We start from the raw sequence: 18,333 nt of genomic DNA, 5'->3' as shown, positions 1-18,333 counted from the left end.
AGCAGTTGAACGGTATTTTTGTAATTTCTCTTTACCTTTTTGAAAACCTCTTTATAATGCGTCGACATTGCAGGGGCGTAGTTCCAATTGGTAGAACAGCGGTCTCCAAAACCGATGGTTGCGGGTTCGAGTCCTGCCGCCCCTGCCACTTCTTTATTTTTGCTTTATATTCTATAACGCAGTATATTCCAAATAATCGTTGCACTCAGTACAGTAGGCTATTATGAATCCTTTGTATGCTGAAATTTTAGATATTACGCCTTTGCAATTAAACACTCAGTTTCGACCTACAAGTGCAATGGTTGATAAACCTTTGCAGCAGCGTAGTGAGATTAGCAGTGCACGGCTACTTAGTAAGCAGTCAATACTATTTTCGGATATCAATCAGGCAATGGAACAAAGTTTTGCCGACATTATGATTACAGATACAATGTGTGTACAAGATGGATGTGTGTATTTACCAACAGATAAATTAACCAGTGCGCAAAAGCGTAAACTATGGGTTCTACTTAGTGAATAAACTCGTACAACGTAATATATTATCTCGTGCTCCAATGAATAGCTTAATGTCGATAGAGGCCGCATGTCATGATTTTCCATGGTCAGAAAAAACCATGCAGTCATGTTTATCAGGGCGCTATTTCAATGGTGCTCTTTATTTGCAAGATGAATTAGTTGGTTTTTATATTGGCGAGGTTGCAGGCCCTGATCATACGTTAATGGATATTTGTGTGGCCCCAGCTTACCAAGGGCAAGGGTATGCTAAAGCTTTACTCTCGGACTTTATCGCAGTGAGTGAGCAAGCAGGTGCTGAAAACTTATTTTTAGAGGTCAGAGAATCTAATGTTAGTGCGATAGGCCTATATCAGTGGGCTGGGTTTACTGAGGCTGGCGTGCGAAAAAACTATTACCCCAGTGCAAATGGCAAAGAAGATGCTATTTTAATGGCATTAACGCTTAGCTTTGGCTCTGAGAGTACTCTTTTGAGCTAGCAGCCTGCTTTTTAAGTGTGTATTTTATTGCTTCACATAGTGACAGCATTGCGTAGTGCCAGTGACTTTGATCGTTAGTGCGTAAGCTTTCTTCTAGGGTATCAGCTGCACTGTGTATATTCATAAAACCAAAACATCCAGCACTGCCCTTTACACTGTGTGCCAATGCACGCAGCGCTTCCCAATCATGTGCTTCATAATGTTGCTCTAGCTCAGCAAGGTAAAGCGGTAGTTTTTGATGATAGTTGTGCGCTATTTGCGCGAACTTCTCACTTTTTAGTAAAGCATCCCATTTTGAGTCACTTTCAGCTTGAATGTGTAAATGCTGTAATAGCACTTTACCAAGTAGGCTCCTGTCTATCGGCTTACCAAGCGTTGTATCACATCCTGCTTTTAGGTATGCATCAATATCATGTTTCATGACATTGGCAGTTAAGGCAATGATCGGGCCATCATAAGCAGCGTGGCGAAGCATTTGGGTGGCTTCTAGCCCTCCCATTACTGGCATTTGCATGTCCATTAAGATGATTTGGTAGTCATTTACTAGCGCCTTCTCAACAGCTTGTGCGCCATTGCCTACTATGTCGGGCGTTATCCCCCAAGCATTAAGCATTAGACTAATCAGCTCTTGATTATCAGGATTATCTTCAGCAAGTAAAACGCGTGCATCAAACTGCATATCTGCAAATTCTTGTGAAATACTTTCTTTTGCCACACTTTTTTCAAGTGACGATATCATCTCAGGTTTTGTATCAAGGTAATTACCCGCTATGATGATAATAAATTGACTTCCTACGCCTTGTTGGCTTTTTACATCAACGTCTCCACCAAGCAATTTTGCTAGGCTTTTAGCAATGCATAGGCCCAATCCTGTGCCGCCAAAGCGGCGAGTGATGGAACTGTCAGCTTGTTCAAATGGTTGAAATATTCGGTTCATTTCTCCTTGTAACATGCCAATTCCAGTATCAGTGATAGCAAATTCAAATAGTGCGTTAGATTCAATAAACGAAATATCAATAGTGACACGGCCTTGATCCGTAAACTTAACGGCATTACTGCAAATATCAATCAATATTTGTTTTAGTCGGGTTGAGTCACTATTTAGAGTTCGCGGAATAGGGAACTGATAATTAACGGATAATGAGAGTTGTTTTTGCTCGCAAAGGGGCTCAATAATATTTACAACGTCATTTATGAGCTCCTGTAGATTAACTTTAGTGCACGCAACGGCGAGCTTTTCGGCTTCAATTTTTGATAAATCTAAAATGTTATTGATTAGCTCTAGCAGGTGCTTAGAGTTTCTCAGCATCGTTTCTAAGTGACGCTCAGTATAGTTTGTATCGTGCCCGTGTATGAGCTGCTCTGTAAAGCCAATAATTGCTGTCAAAGGGGTTCTAATCTCATGACTCATGTTAGCTAAAAAATGACTTTTCAATTCGTTCGCTTGCTCAGCTTGATTCAAGGCCGTTTCTAGTTGCTTATTCATGCGCTCAAGGGCAAAAGTTCGGTTATCTACTTTTTTTTCTAAGTGCAACTTATGATCTTCAAGCTCTCCTTGAAACTCTCTGATTTGATCAACCATATGGTTAAAATCTTGAAATAACTTACCTACTTCATCATTGTTTTTGTTCGCTAAATAAACACTTAAATCACCATTGCCTACTCTATGACTGGCTTTACCAAGCAACTCAATTGGGTCTATTAGTAGTCGTTTTACAACAAAAAACACTAAAATGGGTAATGCGATAATAGATAACAAAACGATGAGAGCGGTCAGGTTTTTGATGGCCTGTCCTGAACCATATAGTAAATGATTGGCAATGGTTGTTAGGTAGTAATAATCATCGCTCAGTTGTACGGCGTAGCCAATAACATTGTGTTGGTCAAGGCTGTGCAATTGAATGTCTTTTAATCCTTCATGATCAGACAATGCTTTAATTTGCTTAATCTCTTCATTATCTAAGCGTATAGAGTGTAGTGAAGCTGAGGAACTAAACAACACTTTACCCTCACCAGTTAGTAGGGCATTAAATGCATTATCATAAGGGGATTCAAAAATTGAATAATTGATAATAGAAGGGTCCACTTGCACAATTACATAGATAGGCTGTGTTGGTGTATAAGTGGCGTTAAATAATTGCTGTATAAAATATAAGTGAGTTGTACCGTTATCAGTGGGCACCATAAAGAATTGCTGAGAAAGGTTACTTAATAATACTTGTTGGAAAAAAGGGTAGTTTGATGGTGGCTTGCTAAGATTATTTGCTTGATACGCTAGGCTTTTACTTTGTTGATCAACTAAGTTAATGCTTAAAATGTCAGGATAGGCATGCTTATAGCTGGCAAATACGCTCTGTAAAGCACTAAAGCGTTGCTTTTTGTCTGCTGAGTCAATATTTAGTTTGCTAAGGTAATCGCTTAAAACGGGTGAGGTTGATAGCAACTTAGTGGTTGATTGATATATTTCAATGTAATTAAGTATTTTTTGCTGTTGTTGCTCAACAAAACGGCTAACGGTTAATTTTGCTTGTTTTTGTGTTGAGTTAGTAACATTCGTTAGAGTAAATCCACCCAAAAATAGCGAAGGTAAAACCACAAGAGGAATTATGTAACGTAGTAGTTTTATACTTAACTTGCTTATTTTCATATTATTTCAATGATTTCCCTATCTGGTTAAGTCTACTTATCAAGCCCAAACTACCCACTAATCTTATGTGTATATTGGGGTTTTCTCAAGGTAACAGAATAACTTAAAATATTTAATGCAACATGGTTGTTACTGTTTATTTATCCCTCAGTTTGCTTGCTAACAGAAGAAGGGAAGCAACATCGTCTGTTCTATAATGGTATTAGAGCCACTTAATTGAATCGAAAGTACATAGCTTAATTAATTGAGCTTAAATCAATGCTAATTACTCTGTCATGCGGCTTTTTTGCGCGCTGTAAAACAGGTATAATTAGCAAAATTTTAACTCCTTTCGCAAATTCCAGTTGCGACTAATTAGGTCAATAAGCTGCTTACATGTCTAATATTTCAAATGAAATCAATAAGCGACGCACATTCGCTATTATCTCTCACCCTGATGCGGGTAAAACCACCATCACCGAAAAAGTACTTTTATTCGGAAAGGCCCTGCAAAAAGCGGGAACGGTAAAAGGCCGAGGCTCGAATCAACATGCTAAGTCTGACTGGATGGAAATGGAAAAGGAGCGTGGTATCTCAGTAACAACGTCTGTGATGCAGTTTCCATATAACGATACACTAGTAAACTTATTAGACACCCCGGGGCATGAAGACTTCTCAGAAGATACTTATAGAACATTAACCGCCGTTGACTCATGTTTGATGGTAATTGATGCAGCAAAAGGGGTAGAGGACCGTACACGAAAGTTGATGGAAGTCACACGTTTACGGGATACTCCAATTGTTACTTTTATGAATAAGTTAGACCGTGATATTCGTGACCCAATGGAAGTGCTAGATGAGGTTGAGAGCGAATTAAACATTGCCTGCGCGCCAGTATCTTGGCCAATTGGTTGTGGTAAAGAGTTTAAAGGCGTCTATCACATTCACCGTGACGAGACAATTTTATATCAAACGGGCCAAGGCCACACGATTCAAGAAAAGCGCATTATTAAAGGGCTTGAAAGCCCTGAACTGGATGTCGCCATAGGCGATGAATTGGCAGCACAGCTGCGTGATGAGCTAGAGCTTGTTATTGGTGCATCTCACGAATTTGATCATGAGCTATTTTTAAGTGGCCAATTAACCCCCGTATTCTTCGGTACAGCATTAGGTAACTTTGGTGTTGATCATATGCTGGATGGTCTAACTGAGTGGGCACCAACGCCTATGCCGCGTCAAACTGATGAGCGTGAAGTAAAAGCTGAAGAAGAAAACTTCTCTGGCTTTGTATTTAAAATTCAAGCAAATATGGACCCTAAACACCGTGACCGTATTGCTTTTATGCGTATCGTGTCGGGTAAATACAGCCAAGGTATGAAAATGAATCATGTGCGTATTGGCAAGCAAGTAAGTATTTCTGATGCAGTCACATTTATGGCAGGTGATCGTGAGCGTGCTCAAGATGCATTTGCAGGTGACATTATAGGTTTGCATAATCACGGCACCATTCAAATTGGTGATACTTTTACGCAAGGTGAAAAGCTTAAGTTCAGTGGTATTCCAAACTTTGCACCGGAGTTATTCCGACGCATTCGTTTAAAAGACCCGTTAAAGCAAAAGCAGTTATTAAAAGGTTTAGTGCAGCTTTCTGAAGAAGGGGCTGTTCAGGTATTTAGACCATTGATCAACAATGATTTAATTGTTGGTGCTGTGGGTGTATTGCAGTTTGATGTGGTTGTAGCACGTTTAAAAGCAGAATATAACGTTGATGCGATTTATGAGAGTGTGAATGTGCAAACAGCGCGCTGGGTGAGTTGCTCCGATGAGAAGAAAATGGCTGAGTTTAGACGCAAATGTGAAGCGAACTTGGCATTAGATGGCGGTGATAACTTAACTTACGTCGCACCAAGTCGCGTTAACTTGAATTTATCTATGGAACGCTACCCAGACGTTGAGTTTCACCATACTCGTGAACACTAAACCGCATTTAAAGGATAACGAATGAACATTAAAACTATTTTAGTCGAAAAAGCCAATGCGGCGATGCTAGCAGCAGGTATTCCTGAAGGCTCGAACCCAGCCGTAACGCAAAGCACACGTCCACAGTTTGGTGATTATCAAATCAATGGCGCAATGGGCGCAGCTAAAGCGCTTAAAACTAACCCACGTGAGCTGGCTCAGAAAATTATAGATAATTTGGATGTGAGTGACATTGCTGCAAAAACAGAAATTGCAGGCCCAGGTTTCATCAATATTCACTTAAAGCCTGAGTTTTTATCAGCAAGTATTGAAGCCGCTAATCAAGATAATAAATTAGGGGTGGCTGAGCATGTGGCACCTCAGAAAGTTGTAGTAGACTATTCATCACCCAACCTTGCCAAAGAGATGCATGTTGGCCACTTGCGTTCGACCATTATAGGTGACTCTGTCGTACGCGCGCTCGAGTTTCGAGGCGATTCTGTGGTACGTCAAAACCATATGGGTGATTGGGGTACTCAGTTTGGTATGCTCATAGCACATCTTGAAGATTTACTTAATCAAGGTGTTGATTTAGAGTCGGTCGCTTTGGCTGATCTTGAGTCATTTTATCGTGATGCTAAAAAGCGTTTTGATGATGAAGAAGGCTTTGCAGATAAAGCGCGTAATTATGTAGTTAAACTACAAAGTGGCGATGCACACTGTGAAAAACTATGGCACTTATTTATAGATACTTCAGTTAAGCACTCTGAAGAGGTGTACAAGCGTCTTAATGTAACACTCACGCGTGATGACATTATGGCGGAAAGTGCTTATAACAATGAATTAAATAACATCATTACACTGTTAAAAGATAAAAACATTGCTGTTGAAGATCAAGGCGCACAAGTGGTATTTCTTGATGAGCTGGCTAATAAAGACGGTGAACCATCTGTATTCATTGTACAAAAATCAGGTGGTGGCTTTTTGTATGCAACCACTGACTTAGCTGCATGTGATTACCGTTCTAATAAGCTTGGAGCTGATCGCGTACTGATTTTTGTCGATGCGCGTCAAAGTTTACACTTTAATCAAGTTGAGCTAACTGCCCGTAAAGCCGGCTTGTTACGTGATGAAACAAGCTATGAATTTTGCCCATTTGGAACAATGATGGGTAATGATGGCAAGCCATTTAAAACGCGTACAGGTGGTACGGTAAAACTGGCTGATTTATTAGAAGAAGCAATTAGCCGAGCAAGCGATAAACTGGCTAACCGCGATTCTGGTATTTCAGATGCAGAGCGTAGCGAAATTGCTCGTAAAGTTGGCATTGGCGCCGTTAAATATGCTGATTTATCTAAGCACCGTACCAGTGATTATATTTTTAACTGGGATAGCATGCTGAGCTTTGAAGGGGCAACTGCACCTTATTTGCAGTATGCCTACACACGTGTACGCAGTATTTTCCGTAAATCAGGTATTGATAGTAACGCACTCAGTGCTTCTGTCAGTATTTTAGAGCCTCAAGAAAAAGCGTTAGCCATTAAGTTACTACAAATGGAAGAAGTGCTTGATCTGATGATCAATGAAGCAACGCCGCACGTATTGTGTGGCTACTTGTATGAATTGGCGAGTCTTTATATGACTTTTTATGAAGCTTGCCCGATTTTAAAAGATGATGTGACAAGTGATGTACGCGATAGTCGTCTGGTACTTTGTAACTTAGTCGCTAATACATTACGTACAGGCTTAGACTTATTAGGGATTGAAGTGATGGAGCAAATGTAATTTTGCATTTGCTCAATTGTACTCAGTACCAAATGTGTTAACTTAGAAGCCGCATCAAACGAAGTTTAATGCGGCTTTTTTGAAAGGAAAAATCATGAAACTTGAAGATATTCGTCGAGAATACACTAAAGGTGGGCTGCGTCGTGAGATGTTGGCCGATAACCCAATTTCACAATTTGAGACTTGGTTACAACAAGCGGTTGACGCTAAATTTACCGACCCAACAGCGATGGTTGTTGCGACTGTAGATGAGCATGGCCAACCGTCGCAGCGCATTGTGTTGTTAAAACATCTTGATGAGCAGGGGTTTGTGTTTTTTACCAACACAGGATCTCGAAAAGCGCAGGAACTAAAAAGTAATAATAAACTGTGTTTGCATTTTCCTTGGCATGAAATAGAACGCCAAGTAATTGTATATGGTGAGGCAAAGCCATTGTCTACGGCAGCCGTTGCTAAGTACTTTTTATCGCGTCCTGCTGAAAGCCAATTGGCAGCATGGGCATCAGCGCAATCTCGCCCGGTATCATCACGTAAAGTGCTAATGGAAACCTTTCACAATATGAAAGCAAAATTTTCAAAAGGTGAAATACCACTCCCTGACTTTTGGGGGGGATATTGTGTTGAGCCAACCAAAGTTGAATTTTGGCAAGGTGGAGAACACCGTTTGCATGACCGTTTTATGTACATTAAAAAGGCGGATGGGAACTGGGATGTTGATAGATTAAACCCATAAGCGAATAAATGTGAGTTTACACTTAGGTGGGGTTGTTATTTTGATTGGCATTACTGTGTTCTTTACATTACGTGATAATTTAACCACTGAATGTGTTGCACATGTATTTTGTTGATAGCCACTGCCACCTTGATTTTGCTGAGTTAAAAGAGGGCTTAGATCACCACCTTGCGCAAGCACATGATGTGGGTATTCGACATTTTATCGTGCCAGGGGTGAGTAGTGTTCAAAGTGCCTCTTTAATTGAGTTTGCAAAAAAATATCCCCAATGTCACATTGCCATAGGCCTGCACCCCTATTTTATCGAGCAACACAATGAGCAAGCATTTGCTGATATAAAAGCCCTAGCGCAACAATATCGCGATGATATTGTTGCCATTGGTGAATGTGGTATTGATGGAACATGCCTAAACCTTGACTACCAGCTTGAATTATTTGTTGAACACATACGCTTGAGTAACCAATTGACATTGCCGCTGATTGTTCATCATAGGCAAAGCCACCACCTAATTGCTCAGGCTTTTAAGCTTGTGCCACCAAAGCATGGCGGTGTTATTCACGCGTTTTCTGGGTCTATGCAACAAGCACAGTATTATATTAAGCAAGGGTTTAAGCTAGGAGTTGGAGGTACGATTAGCTATGAGCGAGCTAAAAAAACGCGACAAGTATTTGCTCAACTACCGCTGGAGAGTCTGTTGCTAGAAACCGATGCGCCCTCAATGCCTTTATCAGGCTATCAAGGGCAAGTTAACGTACCTAAAAGATTGGTTGAGGTGTTTAAGCACCTATGCCAGTTACGTAGCGAAAGCCCAGAGCACATCGCGCAGCAGCTTTATTCATCATCTTGTACACTTTTTCGTATTTGACGTTTTACTTCCCAGCCTTTGAGTGCACGACCTATTTGCCAAGTAAAAACGCAGGTGATAAGTAACATCACTAATACCATACGGCCCAACTCGTGAAAGTGGTAATGACTTTGGCTCATTGCTGACTTAGTTAAATACACCATACTGGCAAACCCAACGGGTTGGTTGTCATAAGTAATGGGCTCTACAATGGGTGTTTTTAGTTTGCTAATACCCGCTAAATCAATAGGCAGATTATAAAAGTTATCGTTTTCTTGAAAATTACTGCCACTTACAATTAACTCTCCCATTTGGTTGTAAATGGCGATGCTTAGCACATTGTTATCGCGTTCTAAATGTTCACTCAATGTTTTAAGTTGTGGCAAATTTTTGTCACCAAGAGGTTTTGCTGCATTTAAAGCAAATTGTTTAATTAGACTTCTTGCATTTAAGTCAGCCTGATTATGCAATAATTGATGAGATTGAAAGCTAGTATTTACGCCAAGCCATGCTATAGCAATAAAACAAGCTGCGGCGATGAGTAGCCGAACTAGGCGGCGACCGCGAGAAGACTTTAGTAACTCAATTGCATGTGTATTTTTCATATTACCCGTGTTGGTTGCTGACAGTATCCCTGATAGATGTTAAAAAGGACGAGTCTGTTATTTAGGAGCTTATATATGCTTACCTCTGGCCTTGTGCAATTACCTGATCATGATTTGTCGCATCTGTTCACTCTAGCAAAATGGTATCAAATTGAAAATGCACAATATCAGCTAATTGATGGCGCGCCAGATGTGCAAAAGGGCGTGTTTATTACCCTATTTGGTGAGCAGTTAACGACTGCCAAGTTACAGAACTTTTTGGCTTTTTTAGATGGCTCTGACTTACCTGTGAGTGGCCTATGTTATTACCACCCGCACCCAGCCTTGCCAGAGGCTATGGTAATGTATGTACCAAAGCAGTATGCACAAGAGGTGTCAAAACAACTAAAAAAAGAGTTAAGAGAAGCTGCTCACGCACTATTTTTACAAACTGCAATTTTGCTTAACCCGCCAACGACCACCAAGCCTGGTCTTTTGGTTATGGATATGGACTCAACCGCAATAAAAATTGAATGTATTGACGAAATTGCTCGCTTAGCAAATGTATATGAGGAAGTTGCGCAAGTTACTGCGCAAGCAATGGCTGGGCAACTGGCATTTAGCGACAGCTTGCATCAGCGGGTGAGCAAGCTTGCAGGTATTGAGCTTAGCTTAATTCAAACACTCAAGAATGACTTACCTTTGATGGATGGGATCAAACCTTTATGTGCCCATCTTAAACAACATCATTGGCATTTAGCCATCGCCTCAGGTGGTTTTACTTGGTTTGCTGAAGCTTTGCTTGAGCCGTTGCAACTTGATGGGTGTTATGCCAATGAGTTGCAAATTGAGAATAATCAATTAACCGGCAAGGTATTAGGTGAAGTGGTCGACGCGCAGAAAAAAGCTGACATACTCTGCATGTTGACCGAGCAGCTAAAGCTGGATAAAGCACAAACGGTAGCCATGGGTGATGGTGCCAATGACTTATTGATGATGGCTCAAGCGGGCACTGGCATTGCGGTACATGGCAAACCAAAAGTCGTTGAACAGGCAGATGCCGCTATTTGTAATGGCTCATTGCTACAAGTACTTTATTTGCTAGCTATTCCGACTTAGACGGGTAATTAGAAGGGCGGCAGAGCCTAAGCGTACACTTGTCGTCTTCCTGACGAAGGTCAGGATCTCTTTAACAATCTGCATTCTTGTATGAACATAGGCTATCAACCCCCTACTTAGCTATTTGGAGCTATATGCCATCTTTCTATTTATTAATAGTGTGTAATGGCTAAATTAGACTCAATTATGAGACAGGAGTACGGCAATGCCCAAGCGTACACTTGTCGTCTTCCTGACGAAGGTCAGGATCTCTTTAACAATCTGCATTCTTGTATAAACATAGGCTATCCACTGCTGGCCTAATTGCTCATAGTATGTAAATAGGCAAGTAAAGGTAAATCTAATAAATAAGTTGCGAGAGGTGCATATTTAAGAATTCTCGCAACTGGTCAGACCTTTTTGCTTTTCTCAATAAAGTAAGATGCTTTTGTATAAATATCAAACTTTGCCTGTACACTTAATTGTTATTACTACGCAGATTTTTGACACTCTGCATTGATTTTGATAACGTAATGCTTGAATTTGGTATGACCAATTTACCTTTTGGTTTTAATGGCACTGAAAATTACTGTTCTCAGTGATTTTTAGTACACTGAAATTTGGCGTTAGATCAATGTCTTTAAAGATAAAAGCAGCGAAGTTATCCGATGTTATTTTGGAGCAGCTCGAGAATATGATCCTTGAGGGCTCTTTAATGCCGGGTGAAAAGTTACCTCCTGAGAGGGAGTTGGCGAAGCAGTTTGAGGTTTCAAGACCTTCTTTGCGAGAAGCAATTCAAAAGCTTGAGGCGAAGGGGTTGGTAACGCGTCGTCAAGGCGGTGGTACATATGTAAAAAACCAGTTGGAAGAAGGGCTTACTGATCCATTGTTTGATTTGATCAGTAAGCATCCAGAATCGCAATTTGATTTATTGGAGTTTCGTCATGCGCTTGAGGGCATTGCTGCTTATTATGCCGCATTGCGCGGTACCGACACTGATTTTGAAAAGGTACAAAGCAGCTTTGATAAAATAGCCCAAGCACAAGGGGAGTTAACCCAAACTGCGGCGGCGATTAATGCATTTCATTTTACGGTGGCGGAAGCTTCACATAATGTAGTGTTATTGCACCTAATGCGTGGTATGCAGACGTTACTAGAACAAAACGTATTGCAAAACTTAACCGTTTTGGTGCAAAAGTCGGATGTCAGTGAACAGCTCGCTGAGCATCGCAAAGTGTTATTAGAGTCCGTGATTAACGGTAATCCAGAAAAAGCACGATTAGCGAGTAACGCGCACTTAGCGTTCATTGAAGAAGCATTACTTGAAGCTGGCAAAGAGCGTTCGCGCATCGAGCGCAGCTTAAGACGTACAAAACAGCAATAAGCGTGTTGGTACATTTAAACTAAATAATAAATTCGTATTTTAAACATAAGGAAAATTCCATATGTCTGAAGTCAATAAATTTGACGTAGACGCGTTAGAAACCCAAGAGTGGTTACAAGCGCTTGAGTCGGTAGTAAAAGAAGAAGGTGTAGAGCGCGCGCAGTTCTTGTTAGAGCAAGTACTTGAGCAAGCTCGCCTAGATGGCGTTGATATGCCAACGGGCATTACTACTAACTATGTGAATACTATTCCCGCAGACAAAGAACCTGCTTACCCAGGTGATGTAAACGTTGAACGTCGTATTCGTTCAATCGTGCGTTGGAATGCCATCATGATCGTGTTGCGTGCGTCAAAGAAAGACCTTGAACTTGGCGGACATATGGCGTCTTATCAGTCGTCAGCAGCATTTTACGAAATGTGTTTTAATCATTTCTTCCGTGCTCCTAACGAAGTAGATGGTGGCGATTTAGTCTATTACCAAGGCCACATTTCACCGGGTATTTATGCACGTGCGTTCATCGAAGGCCGTTTAACAGAGCAGCAGCTTGATAACTTCCGTCAAGAAGTAGATGGTAACGGTATTTCTTCATACCCACACCCTAAATTGATGCCTGAGTTTTGGCAGTTCCCAACCGTATCTATGGGCTTAGGTCCGATTGCATCTATTTATCAAGCGCGTTTTTTAAAGTACCTTGATGGTCGTGGCATGAAAGATACCTCGGCACAACGTGTTTATGCGTTTTTGGGTGACGGTGAAATGGATGAGCCGGAATCTCGTGGCGCTATTTCATTTGCAGCACGTGAAAAGCTAGACAACTTGTGTTACCTCATTAACTGTAATTTGCAGCGCCTTGATGGGCCTGTAATGGGTAACGGTAAAATTATTCAAGAGCTTGAAGGCCTATTTAAAGGTGCTGGCTGGAATGTAATTAAAGTAGTTTGGGGCTCTGGCTGGGACAAGTTGTTAGCCAAAGACACAACCGGTAAGTTACTTGAGTTGATGAACGAAACTATCGATGGTGACTATCAAACTTATAAAGCAAAGAATGGCGCGTATGTACGTGAGCATTTCTTTGGTCGTTACCCAGAAACAGCCGCATTAGTTGCTGATATGACCGATGACGAAATCTTTGCCCTGAAACGTGGTGGACACGAACCGTCAAAATTGTTTGCTGCATTTAAAGCGGCGCAAGACGAAAAAGGTCGTCCAACTGTGATCCTTGCTAAAACCGTAAAAGGGTATGGCATGGGGGAAGCGGCAGAAGGTAAAAATATAGCGCACCAAGTTAAGAAAATGGACCTAACACACGTTGAGCATTTACGCTCTCGTTTAGGCTTAGAAGACTTGGTAACTGACGAACAGCTTAAAGATTTACCATACTTAACGGTAGAAGAAGGCTCAGCAGAATATGAATACCTTCATGCTCGCCGTAAAGCGCTACACGGTTATACGCCACAACGCTTACCTAACTTTACCCAAGCACTGACGTTACCTGAAGTGGATGCGTTTGCGCCATTATTGCAAGAGCAAAAGCGTGATATTTCAACGACCATGGCTTTTGTGCGTGCGCTTAATGTGTTGTTAAAAGACAAAGGTATTGGTAAAAACATCGTGCCAATCATTGCAGATGAAGCACGTACCTTTGGTATGGAAGGTTTATTCCGTCAAATCGGTATTTACAACCCGCATGGTCAAAACTATACACCGCAAGACCGTGATATTGTTTCTTATTATAAAGAAGAGACCTCAGGCCAAGTATTACAAGAAGGTATCAACGAGCTAGGTGCGATGTCTTCATGGGTTGCAGCAGCCACGTCATACAGCACGAATGACTTACCAATGATCCCATTTTACATTTACTACTCTATGTTTGGTTTCCAACGTGTTGGCGACATGGCATGGATGGCAGGGGATCAACAAGCACGTGGTTTCTTATTAGGTGCAACGGCGGGTCGTACGACGCTAAACGGCGAAGGCTTACAACACGAAGATGGTCATTCACATATTCAAGCAGCAACAGTGCCTAACTGTATTTCATATGACCCAACATTTGGTTATGAAGTTGCGGTGATCATGCAAGACGGTATTCGTCGCATGTACGGCCCTGAACAAGAGAATGTGTTCTACTACCTAACACTAATGAACGAAAACTATCATCAGCCAGCAATGCCTGAAGGTGCTGAAGAAGGTATCCGCAAGGGTATTTATAAGCTTGAAAGTAATACGGGTGACAAAGCGCATGTTCAGTTACTAGGCTCAGGTACTATCTTAAACGAAGTACGCAAAGCGGCTGTTATCTTAAGTGAAGAGTATGGTGTTGCATCTGATGTATTCTCGGTAACCTCATTTAACGAGCTAACGCGTGATGGACAAGATGCTGAGCGTTTCAACATGCTAAACCCAGACGCAGATGCAAAAGTTGCATATATCACATCGGTGCTAGGTGATTCGCCAGCCATTGCTGCTACTGATTATATGAAAAACTATGCTGAGCAAGTACGTGCCTTTATGCCTAGTGCGTCTTACAAGGTGCTAGGTACTGACGGTTATGGACGTTCAGATAGCCGCGAAAACTTGCGCCGTCATTTTGAAGTAAATGCAGGGTATGTTGTTGTTGCTGCATTAACTGAACTTGTTAAGCAAGGCAAAGTTGAAAAGTCAGTAGTCAGTGACGCTATCAAAAAGTTTGATATCGACACCACTAAAACTAACCCACTTTACGCGTAAGAGGCTTTGAAAATGGCAATCGAAATTCACGTTCCAGATATTGGTGCCGATGAGGTTGAAGTTACTGAAATTCTAGTTAAAGTTGGAGATTCAGTGAGTGAAGAACAATCACTAATTACCGTCGAAGGTGATAAAGCATCAATGGAAGTACCCGCAACTCAAGCGGGTACAGTAAAAGAAATTAAAATTAGTGAAGGCGACAATGTCTCTACTGGTTCTTTAATTATGGTTTTTGATGCTCAACACAGTGCGGCGCAACAAGATGCACCAGCTGAAAAAGCAGAGGCTTCGCCAGCAACTTCTGGCGCGACAGAGTCTAAAGAAGTACACGTACCTGATATTGGTGGCGATGAAGTTGAAGTGACTGAAATTTTGGTTGCAGTTGGTGACAAAGTAGCCGCTGATCAGTCAATTTTAAACGTGGAAGGCGATAAGGCGGCGATGGAAGTCCCAGCCCCTTTTGCTGGTACAGTTAAAGAAATTAAAGTGGCTGTAGGTGATAGCGTATCAACTGGTTCACTGGTATTTGTATTTGAAGCGGGTGCTACTAATGCGGCTGAAGAGTCGTCTGAAAACGCACAGTCTCAACCTCAAACTCAAACTGCAAGTCCAGCTGCCAATGAGCTCAAAGAAGTACATGTACCAGATATCGGTGGTGATGAAGTTGAAGTTACCGAGATTATGGCCGCTGTTGGTGACAGCATCAAAGCCGACCAATCTATCTTAAATGTAGAGGGTGACAAGGCGGCGATGGAAGTACCGGCTCCATTTGCGGGTACTATTAAAGAAATCAAAGTTGCGGTTGGCGATAAAGTATCAACTGGCTCATTGGTATTTGTTTTTGAAGTGGCGGGCAGTGCACCTGCAAGTGCTCCAGCTCAATCAAACAAGCCAGCAACAAGTGCAAGCCCTGCGGCACCTGCTTCAAAACCTACTGAGAATAAACCGCCACAATCAAGCGTAAAAGAAGAGTTTGAAGCAAACTCATCGTATGCGCATGCATCTCCTGTGGTACGTCGTTTAGCGCGCGAATTTGGTGTTAATCTTGCGCGTGTTAAAGGCACAGGTCGTAAAGGCCGTGTGATCAAAGAAGATGTACAAAATTATGTCAAAGAGTTGGTTAAGCAGGTTGAATCAGGTAAAGCAACGGGCACTAACACAGGCGGTGGTGAGCTGGGTCTTATTCCATGGCCAAAAGTTGACTTTAGCAAGTTTGGAGAAGTAGAAGAGAAGAAGCTGTCTCGCATTCAAAAGCTTTCTGGTGCCAACCTTCATCGTAACTGGGTTCAAATTCCACATGTTACACAGTTTGACGAAGCAGATATCACTGCGCTTGAGGTATTTCGTAAAGAGCAGAATGTTCTCGCCGAGAAGAAGAAAATGGGTGTGAAGATCACGCCATTAGTATTCGTAATGAAAGCAGCAGCTAAAGCGCTAGAAGACTTCCCGACCTTTAACTCGTCGTTATCAGAAGACGGTGAAAGCTTAATTCTGAAAAAATACGTACACATCGGTATTGCGGTAGACACACCAAATGGCTTAGTTGTGCCAGTTGTTCGAGATGTGAATAAAAAAGGCATTGTTGAGCTATCTCGCGAATTGATGGAAATTTCTAAAAAGGCCCGTGAAGGTAAATTAACATCTGCGGATATGCAGGGCGGTTGCTTTACTATTTCAAGCTTGGGTGGTATTGGCGGTACAGCCTTTACGCCAATCGTGAATGCGCCAGAAGTGGCTATTTTAGGTGTTTCTAAGTCTGATATGAAACCGAAGTGGAATGGTAAAGAGTTTGAGCCGCGCTTGATGGTGCCGCTAAGCTGCTCTTATGATCACCGAGTGATTGACGGTGCATTGGCCGCGAAATTTACGGCTACATTGGCTAGCTACTTGAGCGATATTCGCCAATTAGTAATGTAATTTATTGTCCCGCTTAGTATTTAGGCGGGACATCTTTTTGTGCGGATGATACACTTTCGCACACTTAAAAAACTCTCTCTGCCTTGTACTGGTGTTTTTGTATGTGGCAGGCATTTTGGGTGCGGATACTCAAAAGAGTACAGTCCCGTTCGAATAATAGTTAAGGTAATAACATGAGCAACGAAATCAAAACTCAAGTTGTTGTACTAGGCGGTGGTCCTGGTGGTTACTCAGCAGCATTCCGTGCTGCGGATTTAGGTTTAGAAGTTACACTTATCGAGTCTCGCAATACCCTAGGTGGTGTGTGCTTGAACGTAGGGTGTATTCCTTCAAAAGCACTGTTACATGTTGCTAAAGTAATTGATGATGCAGCAGATATGGCATCTCATGGTGTCACATTTGGCGCGCCTCAAATTGACTTAGACAAAATCCGTTCTTGGAAAGAGTCTGTGATTGGTCAATTAACGGGTGGCTTAGACGGCATGGCTAAAATGCGTAAAGTAAAAGTAGTTAATGGTTACGGTAAATTTACAGGCGCTAATACCATTGCAGTGGAAGACGGTTCAACTACGACAACCGTTACTTTTGATAACGCAATTATTGCAGCCGGCTCTCAGCCAGTTAACTTACCTTTTATCCCAGAAGATGATCGTGTAATCGACTCTACAGGTGCACTTGAACTTAAAGATGTACCTGAAAAACTGCTTGTATTAGGTGGTGGTATCATCGGTCTTGAAATGGGTACGGTTTACCGTGCGCTAGGGTCACAAATTGACGTTGTTGAGTTTGCTGATCAACTAGTACCTGCTGCTGATAAAGACGTTATCAAAATTTACCAACGCTATGTAAAAGACAAGTTCAACGTTATGCTTTCTACTAAAGTGACTGCGGTAGAGGCAAAAGACGATGGCTTATACGTTACTTTTGAAGGTAAGAAAGCACCAGCAGAGCCAGTACGTTACGACAAAGTATTAGTGGCTGTTGGCCGTACACCAAACGGTAAGTTATTAGATGCAGATAAAGCGGGCATTAATGTTGATGAGCGCGGCTTTATTAACACTGATAAGCAAATGAAAACGAACGTTGGCCACATTTATGCGATTGGTGACGTTGTTGGTCAACCAATGCTTGCGCACAAAGCCGTTCACGAAGGTCATGTTGCGGCAGAGGTTATCTCTGGTCAGAAGCATTACTTTGACCCTAAATGCATTCCTTCAATTGCCTACACAGACCCTGAGATTGCATGGGTAGGTGTAACTGAGAAAGAAGCAAAAGAGCAAGGCCTTGCTATTGAAACTGCGGTATTCCCATGGGCAGCTTCTGGTCGCGCAATTGCATCTTCACGTACCGAAGGTCAAACAAAGCTTATCTTTGATAAAGACTCAGGCCGTGTAATTGGTGGTGCAATGATTGGTATCAATGCTGGTGAAATGCTGGGTGAAATTGGCCTTGCTGTTGAAATGGGCGCAGACGGTGAAGACCTAGCGTTAACTATTCATGCTCACCCAACATTGAACGAGTCAATTGGCCTTGCGGCTGAAATATTTGAAGGTTCAATCACTGACCTACCAAACAAAAAAGCAGTTAAGAAAAAGTAATCAACTACTTTGACTTAATACTTAAAAACCCAGCGCTTGCTGGGTTTTTGTGCTTTAAAGAGCCGGAACTTATTTTGTCATTCT

At 41.8% G+C, this 18,333-nt stretch carries 13 protein-coding genes and 1 tRNA gene; 12 read left to right on the top strand and 2 right to left on the bottom strand.

All coding sequences use genetic code 11. The annotated features are described in order from the left end of the window. The first annotated feature begins 71 nt into the window (after positions 1–71). The 3 genes from SANK73390_RS20565 (at position 72) to rimI (ending at position 992) form a co-directional block, all read left to right on the top strand. Positions 72–148 (top strand) — tRNA-Trp (locus SANK73390_RS20565). A gap of 75 nt (positions 149–223) precedes the next feature. Continuing rightward, on the top strand, positions 224–520 hold the full coding sequence (locus SANK73390_RS20560) for a hypothetical protein (protein WP_462768189.1): 297 nt from the start codon (positions 224–226) through the stop codon (positions 518–520). 46 nt (positions 521–566) lie between these two features. After that, a complete protein-coding gene (gene rimI, locus SANK73390_RS20555) occupies positions 567–992 on the top strand; it encodes a ribosomal protein S18-alanine N-acetyltransferase (protein ID WP_462768262.1) in 426 nt (141 codons plus the stop codon). Here rimI and SANK73390_RS20550 read toward each other — a convergent pair. Then, entirely contained in the window at positions 958–3,639 is a 2,682-nt protein-coding gene (locus tag SANK73390_RS20550; protein ID WP_462768188.1) for an ATP-binding protein, read from the bottom strand. The genes rimI and SANK73390_RS20550 overlap by 35 nt on opposite strands. A gap of 375 nt (positions 3,640–4,014) precedes the next feature. Here SANK73390_RS20550 and prfC point away from each other — a divergent pair, with 375 nt between their 5' ends. The 4 genes from prfC (at position 4,015) to SANK73390_RS20530 (ending at position 8,961) form a co-directional block, all read left to right on the top strand. After that, positions 4,015–5,598, top strand: coding sequence for a peptide chain release factor 3 (gene prfC, locus SANK73390_RS20545; RefSeq protein WP_462768187.1), 1,584 nt, complete (start codon positions 4,015–4,017; stop codon positions 5,596–5,598). Between the two features lie 21 nt (positions 5,599–5,619). Continuing rightward, positions 5,620–7,362, top strand: a complete 1,743-nt coding sequence (gene argS, locus SANK73390_RS20540) for an arginine--tRNA ligase (protein ID WP_462768186.1) — start codon at positions 5,620–5,622, stop codon at positions 7,360–7,362. A 91-nt stretch (positions 7,363–7,453) separates the two neighbouring features. Next, a complete protein-coding gene (pdxH, locus tag SANK73390_RS20535; RefSeq protein WP_261592669.1) occupies positions 7,454–8,095 on the top strand; it encodes a pyridoxamine 5'-phosphate oxidase in 642 nt (213 codons plus the stop codon). A gap of 101 nt (positions 8,096–8,196) precedes the next feature. Then, the gene (locus tag SANK73390_RS20530; protein WP_462768185.1) at positions 8,197–8,961 is read left to right on the top strand and encodes a TatD family hydrolase; all 765 of its coding nucleotides are present in this window, start codon (positions 8,197–8,199) and stop codon (positions 8,959–8,961) included. Here the strand turns inward: SANK73390_RS20530 and SANK73390_RS20525 are convergent. Further along, on the bottom strand, positions 8,928–9,545 hold the full coding sequence (locus tag SANK73390_RS20525; protein WP_462768184.1) for an AhpA/YtjB family protein: 618 nt from the start codon (positions 9,543–9,545) through the stop codon (positions 8,928–8,930). The two genes, SANK73390_RS20530 and SANK73390_RS20525, sit on opposite strands and share 34 nt — an antisense overlap. A gap of 75 nt (positions 9,546–9,620) precedes the next feature. On the opposite strand from SANK73390_RS20525, the gene serB reads away from it, so the two are divergent. The 5 genes from serB (at position 9,621) to lpdA (ending at position 18,249) form a co-directional block, all read left to right on the top strand. Beyond that, entirely contained in the window at positions 9,621–10,643 is a 1,023-nt protein-coding gene (gene serB / locus SANK73390_RS20520) for a phosphoserine phosphatase SerB (RefSeq protein ID WP_462768183.1), read from the top strand. A gap of 613 nt (positions 10,644–11,256) precedes the next feature. Further along, positions 11,257–12,006 carry a pyruvate dehydrogenase complex transcriptional repressor PdhR gene (gene pdhR, locus SANK73390_RS20515; protein WP_261592623.1) on the top strand — a complete coding sequence of 250 codons (750 nt, stop codon included), beginning with the start codon at positions 11,257–11,259 and terminating at the stop codon, positions 12,004–12,006. A gap of 61 nt (positions 12,007–12,067) precedes the next feature. After that, complete coding sequence (gene aceE / locus SANK73390_RS20510) at positions 12,068–14,734, top strand: pyruvate dehydrogenase (acetyl-transferring), homodimeric type (protein WP_261592622.1); 2,667 nt, start codon at positions 12,068–12,070, stop codon at positions 14,732–14,734. Positions 14,735–14,746: 12 nt separating this feature from the next. Then, the gene (aceF, locus tag SANK73390_RS20505; RefSeq protein WP_261626791.1) at positions 14,747–16,651 is read left to right on the top strand and encodes a pyruvate dehydrogenase complex dihydrolipoyllysine-residue acetyltransferase; all 1,905 of its coding nucleotides are present in this window, start codon (positions 14,747–14,749) and stop codon (positions 16,649–16,651) included. A gap of 173 nt (positions 16,652–16,824) precedes the next feature. After that, entirely contained in the window at positions 16,825–18,249 is a 1,425-nt protein-coding gene (gene lpdA / locus SANK73390_RS20500; RefSeq protein WP_261592620.1) for a dihydrolipoyl dehydrogenase, read from the top strand. The last annotated feature ends 84 nt before the right edge of the window (positions 18,250–18,333 follow it).

The organism is Pseudoalteromonas sp. SANK 73390, assembly GCF_054966645.1.
Note: the sequence above shows the minus strand (reverse complement) of the source record. Positions and strands in the feature narration are given on the sequence as shown.